Genomic DNA, 7,774 nt, shown 5'->3' with positions numbered 1-7,774 from the left:
GGCGCCGCCACCGGTGTGCATGCCACCGTGCGGCTTGTCGTGCTTGCTGTCCTCGTCGTGCTCCTTGCTGTAAGAAGACTTGTCGTGGTCCCCGTCACCCGTGTGATCGGCGTAGGCTGCGGGCGCGGCGATCGCGAGGGCCGCCGTGGCCGTCGCGGTGGCGAGCACCATGCGGGCAGAGCGCATCTGGAGTTCCTTCCATCGGTGGCCGGGCTGCTGACTCCTCGTCAGCACGATTGACCCGGCATCGACGTGATCCAACGTCAGCCAAGTCGGCGCCGCTCACCATCCGGGACGTACACACGGGTTAACAACCCATCCCTATGGCGGCACGTTCGGCCCCACCGGCGCCGTGCCCCGCGGCTCCCCCGCACCGTCTTGCCCCGCCCCCCGCCGCCACCTAGCCTGACTTTGTGCCGCTAATAAACAAAACCCGTTCGCACAGCGCCGTGCCGGGTACCGACCTCGTCCGGCTCCGTCTCGCCCTGACCGCTTTCTTCGCCCTCGACGGCTTCGTCTTCGCCGGCTGGGTGGTCCGCATCCCCGCCATCAAGGAACAGACCGGCGCCTCCACGAGCGCGCTCGGTCTCGCCCTGCTCGGCGTCTCCGCCGGTGCCGTGGTCACCATGACGCTCACCGGCCGCCTGTGCCGCCGCTACGGCAGCCACCTCGTCACCGTGGTGTGCGCGGTCCTGCTCTGCCTCAGCGTCGGCCTGCCCCCGCTGACCCACTCCGCGCTGACGCTCGGCGCGGTGCTGCTGCTGTTCGGGGCGGCCTACGGCGGCATCAACGTGGCGTTCAACAGCGCCGCCGTCGATCTGGTCGCGGCGCTGCGGCGGCCGGTCATGCCGAGCTTCCACGCCGCGTTCAGTCTCGGCGGCATGCTCGGCGCGGGCCTGGGCGCGCTGGTGGCCGGCTCGCTCTCGCCCACCCGGCATCTGTGGACGCTGGCCGTCGCCGGGCTGGTGGTGACGGCGATCGCGGGGCGGGCCCTCATGCGCTGCGAGCCGCTGACGCCGGCCGACCGGGGGCGGGGGCAGCAGGCCACGCCGCGCCGGCTGGACCGGCGTACCCGGGCGTTGGTGATCGTGTTCGGGCTGATCGCACTGTGCACGGCGTACGGCGAGGGAGCGCTGGCCGACTGGGGTGCGCTCCACCTGGAGCAGGACCTCGGCGCCTCGCCGGGCGCGGCGGCCGTCGGGTATTCCTGCTTCGCTCTCGCCATGACCGTCGGGCGGCTCACCGGGACGACGCTGCTGGAACGGCTCGGACGGACCCGGACCGTCGTCGTGGGCGGCACCACCGCGTGCGCCGGGATGCTGCTGGGGGCGCTCGCGCCCTCCCTGTGGGCCGCCCTGCTCGGCTACGCCGTCACGGGGATCGGTCTCGCCAACCTCTTTCCCGTGGCCGTCGAACGGGCGGGCGCGCTGGCGGGGCCGAGCGGCGTCGCGACGGCCTCCACCCTCGGCTACGGCGGCATGCTTCTCGGACCGCCGGCGATCGGCTTCATGGCCGACTGGTTCAGCCTTCCGGCGGCGCTGACCAGCGTGGCGATACTCGCGGGGGTGGCGACGGTGATCGGATTCGCGACCCGACGGGTGGGCTGAGGCCGAGCCGGGGTACCCGGTGTCCCGCGCCGCCGCCGGCCGGGCGTCGCGCCGCGTGCGACAGGCCGCCGCCGGCCACGGTACGGCCGCACCGTACGGCCGGCCGTCGGGCGTGCGGGCGGCCGTAGGACGTGCGGGCGGCGGGCCGAGGTACGTGAGAGCCGTCGTGGGACTAGGGAGAGAACCGTGAGCGAGCAGCAGAATCCCGTCGGGCAGCATCCGACCCCCGATTTCCCCTCCCAGGACCAGCCGCATCCGGGCTGGACCGGCCCCATGGATCCGCCGCCGGACCACGGCGAGGACACCTACCGCGGCAGCGGGCGGCTCGACGGCCGCAAGGCCGTGATCACCGGCGGGGACTCCGGAATCGGGCGGGCGGTCGCGCTGGCCTTCGCGCGTGAGGGGGCCGATGTGCTGTTCACGCACCTGGACGGCGAGAAGGAGGATGCCGCCGAGACCGCGCGGTGGGTCGAGGAGGCCGGCCGGCGTGCCGTGCCCGTCTCGTGCGACGTGCGCGAGGAGGAGAACTGCCGGGCGCTGATCGACCGTGCCGTGTCGGAGTTCGGGCGGGTCGACATCCTGGTGAACAACGCGGCGTACCAGATGTCGCAGCCCGACGGCATCGAGGCGATCTCCACGGAGCAGTTCGACCGGGTGATGCGCACCAACCTGTACGGCATGTTCTGGCTGTGCAAGTTCGCCCTGCCGCACATGCCGGAGGGCGGGAGCATCATCAACTCCACCTCGGTGCAGGCGTACAAGCCGAGCCCTCATCTGCTGGACTATGCCACGACGAAGGGGGCGATCGTCACCTTCACCCAGGGGCTGGCGCAGATGCTGATCGAGCGGGGCATCCGGGTCAACGCCGTCGCACCGGGACCGGTGTGGACGCCGCTGATCCCGGCGACGCTGCCCGACACGAAGGAGTTCGGCAAGCAGGCACCGATCGGGCGGCCCGCCCAGCCGGCCGAGATGGCTCCGGCCTACGTGTTCCTCGCCTCCCAGGAGGCGTCGTACATCACCGCGGAGATCGTGAACGCGACGGGGGGCACGCCACTGCCGTAGGGCGGGGCGCCGGTCCGCGGCTCGGGTTGGTGTGTGCTCCATGCGGCACACTCCTTGCCATGGACACTGCCTGGTTCCTGGGAATCCTGGACAAAGAAGGCCAGTTGCTGGCCACCGCCGCCGAGGAGGCCGGTGCCGACGCCGTCGTGCCGACGTGCCCGGGGTGGCGGATCCGCGACCTGCTGCGGCACACCGGTGTCGTGCACCGGTGGGCCGCCGGTTTCGTCGCCGAGGGGCACACCGCGCCGCGCCCGATGGGCGAGGAGCCGGCGCTCGACGGTCCGGAGCTGGTGGCCTGGTACCGCGACAGTCACCGCCGGCTGGTAGACACGCTCGCCGGCGCGGCGCCCGACGTGGAGTGCTTCACCTTCCTGCCCGGTGCGCCGTCCGCGCTCGCCTTCTGGACCCGCCGCCAGGCGCACGAGACGGCCGTGCACCGCTTCGACGCCGAGTCGGCGCGCGGCGGCGCCTCCACTCCGGTCGGCACGGACTTCGCGGTGGACGGCATCGACGAGCTGCTGCGCGGCTTCCACGCGCGCCGCAAGAGCCGGGTGCGCAGCGAGACGCCGCGGGTGCTGCGCGTGCGGGTCACCGACGCGGACGCCGTATGGACCGTGCGGGTCTCCCAGGATCCGCCGGTGACCGTGCGGGGCGCGGACGGGGAGGCCGGCGGGGACGTGGAGTGTGAACTGAGCGGTCCTGCCGAGCAGTTGTATCTGGCGTTGTGGAACCGGGCGCCCGTGCCCGGCGTTTCGGGGGACCCGGCGCTTGCCGAGCTGTGGCGGGAGACCTCCGCCGTGATCTGAGGCCGTTCAGTCAACCACGAGCATCCGGGCCAGTACCGCGCGCTGCACCGGCAGTACCTCGCCGTGCAGTGCGCGGCCCTTCCCCGTGAGCGACACCCTGACGCCTCTGCGGTCCTCCGGGCACATACCCCGTTCGACCAGGCCCTCCTTCTCCAGCCGCGCGATCAGGCGGGACAGCGCGCTCTGGCTCAGGTGGACCCGCTCGGAGATCTCCTGGACGCGGTAGGAGCAGCCCTGCTCCGCGCTGCTCTCCGCGAGGATGTCGAGGACCTCGAAGTCGCTGGCGCACAGGCCGTGTTCGTGCAGGGCACGGTCGATCTCGCACTGGGTGCGGGCGTGCAGGGCCAGGAGGTCCCGCCACTGTTCCACGAGCTCCTGATCGACCTGCTTCACCGCCATGGCCGCACCGTAGCAGAGCCGCTGATTTATTGCATCCGAATTAAATGCGCTTGCATTCGATGCGCATGCATGAAAATCTCTGGGGCATGACCTCTCCGCTCACCACCTCCACGCCAGAAGGGCGTTGGACTCCCCGGCTGTGGGGCACCCTCCTCGTGCTCTGCGCCGCCATGTTCCTGGACGCGCTGGACGTGTCCATGGTCGGCGTGGCCCTGCCGTCCATCGGCGCCGACCTCGGGCTGTCGACCTCGTCCCTGCAATGGATCGTCAGCGGCTACATCCTCGGCTACGGCGGCCTGCTGCTCCTCGGCGGTCGCGCCGCCGACCTGCTGGGCCGGCGCCAGGTGTTCCTGGTCGCCCTCGGAGTCTTCGCCGTCGCCTCGCTGCTCGGCGGTCTCGTCGACTCCGGTCCGCTGCTGATCGCCAGCCGGTTCGTCAAGGGCCTGAGCGCGGCGTTCACCGCGCCTGCCGGGCTGTCCATCATCACCACGACGTTTCCCGAGGGGCCGCTGCGCAACCGGGCGTTGTCCATCTACACGACGTGCGGCGCCGCCGGGTATTCGATGGGACTGGTCTTCTCCGGGCTGCTCACCGAGGCCAGCTGGCGGCTCACCATGCTGCTGCCCGCGCCGATCGCGCTGATCGCTCTGGTCGTGGGCATGAGGCTGCTGCCCCGCACCCAGCGTGAGCGCAACCGGGGCGGCTACGACATTCCGGGAGCCGTGCTCGGCACCGGGTCGATGCTGCTGCTCGTCTTCACCGTCGTCCAGGCGCCCGAGGTGGGCTGGGGTTCGGGGCGTACCGTCGTGTCGTTCGCGGCCGTCGTCCTGCTGCTCGCGGTGTTCGTGGCCGTCGAGCGGCGCAGTGCCAGCCCGCTGATCCGGCTCGGGGTGCTGCGCTCGGGGCCGCAGGTGCGGGCCCAGCTGGGGGCTCTGACGTTCGTCGGCAGCTACATCGGGTTCCAGTTCCTGGTCACGCTGTACATGCAGCAGCTGCTGGGGTGGTCCGCGCTGCACACGGCGCTCGCCTTCCTTCCGGCGGGTGCGCTGGTGGCGCTGTCCGCGACCAAGGTGGGTGCCGTCATCGACCGGTTCGGCACCGCGCGGCTGATCGTGCTGGGCTTCGCCCTGATGGTCGCCGGGTACGTGCTGTTCCTGCGCATCGACCTCGATCCGGGGTACGCGGCGGTGATCCTGCCGACCATGCTGCTCGTCGGCTCGGGCTTCGCCCTGACCTTCCCCTCGCTCAACGTCCAGGCGACGAACGGTGTCGACGAGCACGAGCAGGGCATGGTGTCCGGGCTGCTCAACACGTCTGTCCAGGTGGGCGGTGCGCTGTTCCTGGCGGTGGTGACGGCGGTGGTGACCGCGCACGCGCCGGCCCAGGCGGATCCGCAGGCCGTGCTGGACAGCTACCGGCCCGGGTTGGTCGTGGTGACCGGGATCGCCGTTGCCGGGCTGCTGATATCGCTCAGCGGGCTGCGGGGGCGGCGTGGTGGCCCGTCCGTCGTTGTCGCCAAGTCCACCTCGCGGGAGGCGGAGACGGAGCGCGTCGGCGCGCCGTGACCAGGGGGTCCGCCTCCGATGCGTGCGCCCGGCGGGGTGGCTTGTCCCGCCGGGCGCACGCCTGTGGGGCGGTGCCGGCTGCGGTTCTGTTCGGCGTCCGGGTGGTCAGTGTGCTGGTGCGCTTTCGGCGGCATATCGCGGAGCGAGCCGGTGGGTCGGTGCCGCGGCGGTAATGCGCAGCCCGCCGCAGTCGCGCCCCTCCCTGTGTTGCCACAGTGGGGCGGCGTGGGGGCCAGGTGAGCGGCGGGCTGCGCCGTACCACCACGTCCCCTTGCGTCGTCTCGCGGCTGCCGGTCAGCCCAGCCAGCCCGGGCGGACCAGGCCGGATTCGTAGGCCATGACCACCAGTTGGGCGCGGTCGCGGGCGCCCAGTTTGACCATGGTGCGGCTGACGTGGGTCTTGGCGGTGAGGGGGCTGACGACCAGGCGGCGGGCGATCTCCTCGTTGGACAGGCCGATGCCGACCAGTGCCATCACCTCCCGTTCCCGCTCGGTGAGGTGCCCGAGGGCGTCGGCGGCGGCCGGTTCCTTGGAGCGGGCCGCGAACTCGGCGATCAGGCGGCGGGTCACGCCGGGCGAGAGGAGGGCGTCACCCGCGACCACCGCTCGGACCGCGCGCAGGAGTTCCTCCGGTTCGGTGTCCTTGACCAGGAAGCCCGAGGCGCCGGAGCGGATCGCCTCGAAGACGTACTCGTCCAGTTCGAAGGTGGTGAGCATGACCACCTTCACATCGGCCAGGTCCGGGTCGCCGGTGACCTGGCGGGTGGCGGCCAGGCCGTCGAGTGCGGGCATGCGGATGTCCATCAGGACGACGTCCGGGCGCAGTTCGCGGATCAGCCGTACTGCCTCCCGGCCGTCGGCCGCCTCCCCGGCCACCTCGATGTCGGGCTGTGCGTCGAGCAGGGCGCGGAAGCCGGCGCGGACCAGTGACTGGTCGTCGGCGAGCAGTACGCGGATCACCGGTCCTCCTGTGACGTGAGCGGGAGGACGGCGAGCACGCGGAAGCCGCCGTCCGGGCGCGGGCCCGCCTCGATGGTGCCATCCAGTGCCGCGGCCCGCTCCCGCATTCCGGCCAGTCCGTTGCCGCTGCCACCCGCGTCGGCGCCACTGGCGGGCCCGTCGTCGTCGATGCACAGACGAAGCCGCCCCTCGCGCTCCTCGAGATGTACGCGCGCGTGCCGTGACCGGGAGTGCCGTACGACGTTGGTGAGGGCCTCCTGGACGATGCGGAAGGCGGCGAGGTCCGCGCCGGGCGGGAGTTCGGGGGGCTCGCCCTCGACCGTGACGGTGAGGCCCGCGGCGGCTGCTTGTTCGACCAGCTCCGGCAGTCGGTCCAGGCCGGGAGCCGGGGCGCGGGGTGCCGCGCCGGGCGCGCGGAGGGTGTCGAGCACCTGGCGGACCTCTCCGAGCGCCTCCTTGCTCTTGTCCTTGATGGTGCTGAGCGCCGTCCGTGCCTGCTCGAGGTCGCTGTCCAGGAGGGCGAGTCCCACGCCCGCCTGCACATTGATCACGGAGATGCTGTGGGCGAGCACGTCGTGCAGCTCGCGGGCGATGCGCAGGCGTTCCTCGTCCGCGCGCCGGCGTGCCGCCTGGGCCCGTTCGGCTCTCTCCCGCGCCCATTGCTCGCGCCGGGTGCGGGCCAGTTCCGACACCGCGACCAGGGCGACCACCCACGTGGCGATCACGATCTCCTGGTTCCAGGAGGCGGCCGAGTCGGCGGCGGGTGGCAGCCAGCGGTAGAGCACATGGGAGAGGAGGAGGTGGCCCGCCCAGAGCGTTCCCATCGCCGCCCAGGCTGCACGCCGGTGTCCGGCCACGATGGCGGTGAAGCAGGCCACGGCGACGGTCAGGAACACCGGGCCGTACGGGTATCCGGCGCCGAGGTAGAGGAGGACGACGGCGACGGTGCCGAAGAGCACAGGTACGGGACGGCGGTGGCGCAGCAGGAGAACGGCGCCCGCCGCGAACAGCAGGAGCCTGGCGAACGGGTCAAGGGCGACGCGCTCGCCCTCCTGGGCGTGGGCGGCGAAGGTGGAGCCGGCCATGACGAAGGCCGTGATCAGGACGGTGGTGATCCAGGGCAGGCGGGCCCGGCCGTCCGCGCCGGGCTGTGCGGCCAGGTCGTCCCGACCGCGTGGGCCGTACCGCCACGCCGCCTGCGGTCCGCGGCGCCACCACTCCGGCGGCCTGATCCGGCGGGCTCCGCTCCCCGGTTGCTCGTCCATGTCCGTCACGCTAGACGCCGGGCGGCCCGAGCGGCGTCACCCGGGCGTGGTGATCACGCGTACTCCCGGCGAAGTACGAGCACCGGGTGCCTGTGTCAGCGGGCGCC

General features: G+C 72.3%; 7 protein-coding genes and 1 pseudogene. 4 read left to right on the top strand and 4 right to left on the bottom strand.

Annotated features, from left to right (window positions below):
- Positions 1-186 (bottom strand): annotated as a pseudogene (locus tag AB0412_RS04960) (hypothetical protein); the annotation flags it as partial.
- 263 nt (positions 187-449) lie between these two features.
- Here AB0412_RS04960 and AB0412_RS04955 point away from each other — a divergent pair.
- From AB0412_RS04955 to AB0412_RS04945, 3 genes are all read left to right on the top strand, one after another.
- Positions 450-1,607, top strand: coding sequence for an MFS transporter (locus AB0412_RS04955; RefSeq protein ID WP_366401062.1), 1,158 nt, complete (start codon positions 450-452; stop codon positions 1,605-1,607).
- A gap of 186 nt (positions 1,608-1,793) precedes the next feature.
- Positions 1,794-2,672, top strand: a complete 879-nt coding sequence (locus tag AB0412_RS04950; protein WP_366401061.1) for an SDR family oxidoreductase — start codon at positions 1,794-1,796, stop codon at positions 2,670-2,672.
- Positions 2,673-2,731: 59 nt separating this feature from the next.
- Complete coding sequence (locus tag AB0412_RS04945; RefSeq protein ID WP_366401060.1) at positions 2,732-3,478, top strand: maleylpyruvate isomerase family mycothiol-dependent enzyme; 747 nt, start codon at positions 2,732-2,734, stop codon at positions 3,476-3,478.
- 6 nt (positions 3,479-3,484) lie between these two features.
- On the opposite strand, the gene AB0412_RS04940 is transcribed toward AB0412_RS04945, so the two are convergent.
- Positions 3,485-3,877, bottom strand: a complete 393-nt coding sequence (locus AB0412_RS04940; RefSeq protein WP_366401059.1) for a MarR family transcriptional regulator — start codon at positions 3,875-3,877, stop codon at positions 3,485-3,487.
- A gap of 86 nt (positions 3,878-3,963) precedes the next feature.
- Here AB0412_RS04940 and AB0412_RS04935 point away from each other — a divergent pair, with 86 nt between their 5' ends.
- On the top strand, positions 3,964-5,442 hold the full coding sequence (locus AB0412_RS04935) for an MFS transporter (protein WP_366401058.1): 1,479 nt from the start codon (positions 3,964-3,966) through the stop codon (positions 5,440-5,442).
- A 294-nt stretch (positions 5,443-5,736) separates the two neighbouring features.
- Here AB0412_RS04935 and AB0412_RS04930 read toward each other — a convergent pair whose 3' ends face one another.
- Both AB0412_RS04930 and AB0412_RS04925 read right to left on the bottom strand, forming a co-directional pair.
- Positions 5,737-6,402 (bottom strand): response regulator transcription factor, encoded by a 666-nt coding sequence (locus AB0412_RS04930; protein WP_366401057.1) that lies wholly within the window; start codon positions 6,400-6,402, stop codon positions 5,737-5,739.
- Complete coding sequence (locus tag AB0412_RS04925; RefSeq protein ID WP_366401056.1) at positions 6,399-7,667, bottom strand: sensor histidine kinase; 1,269 nt, start codon at positions 7,665-7,667, stop codon at positions 6,399-6,401. Before AB0412_RS04925 ends, AB0412_RS04930 begins: the two co-directional genes overlap by 4 nt.
- Positions 7,668-7,774 lie beyond the last annotated feature (107 nt).

Origin of the sequence: Streptomyces sp. NPDC052012 (assembly GCF_040689265.1) — a bacterium.
Classification (GTDB): Bacteria; Actinomycetota; Actinomycetes; order Streptomycetales; family Streptomycetaceae; genus Streptomyces.
This window is presented reverse-complemented; position numbering and strand designations above follow the sequence as displayed.

Bases quoted from the DNA above. Each gene is read 5' to 3' on its own strand.
- AB0412_RS04940 (WP_366401059.1), bottom strand. From the start codon at position 3,877: ATGGCGGTGAAGCAGGTCGATCAGGAGCTCGTGGAACAGTGGCGGGAC.
- AB0412_RS04935 (WP_366401058.1), top strand. From the start codon at position 3,964: ATGACCTCTCCGCTCACCACCTCCACGCCAGAAGGGCGTTGGACTCCC.
- AB0412_RS04945 (WP_366401060.1), top strand. From the start codon at position 2,732: ATGGACACTGCCTGGTTCCTGGGAATCCTGGACAAAGAAGGCCAGTTG.
- AB0412_RS04925 (WP_366401056.1), bottom strand. From the start codon at position 7,667: ATGGACGAGCAACCGGGGAGCGGAGCCCGCCGGATCAGGCCGCCGGAG.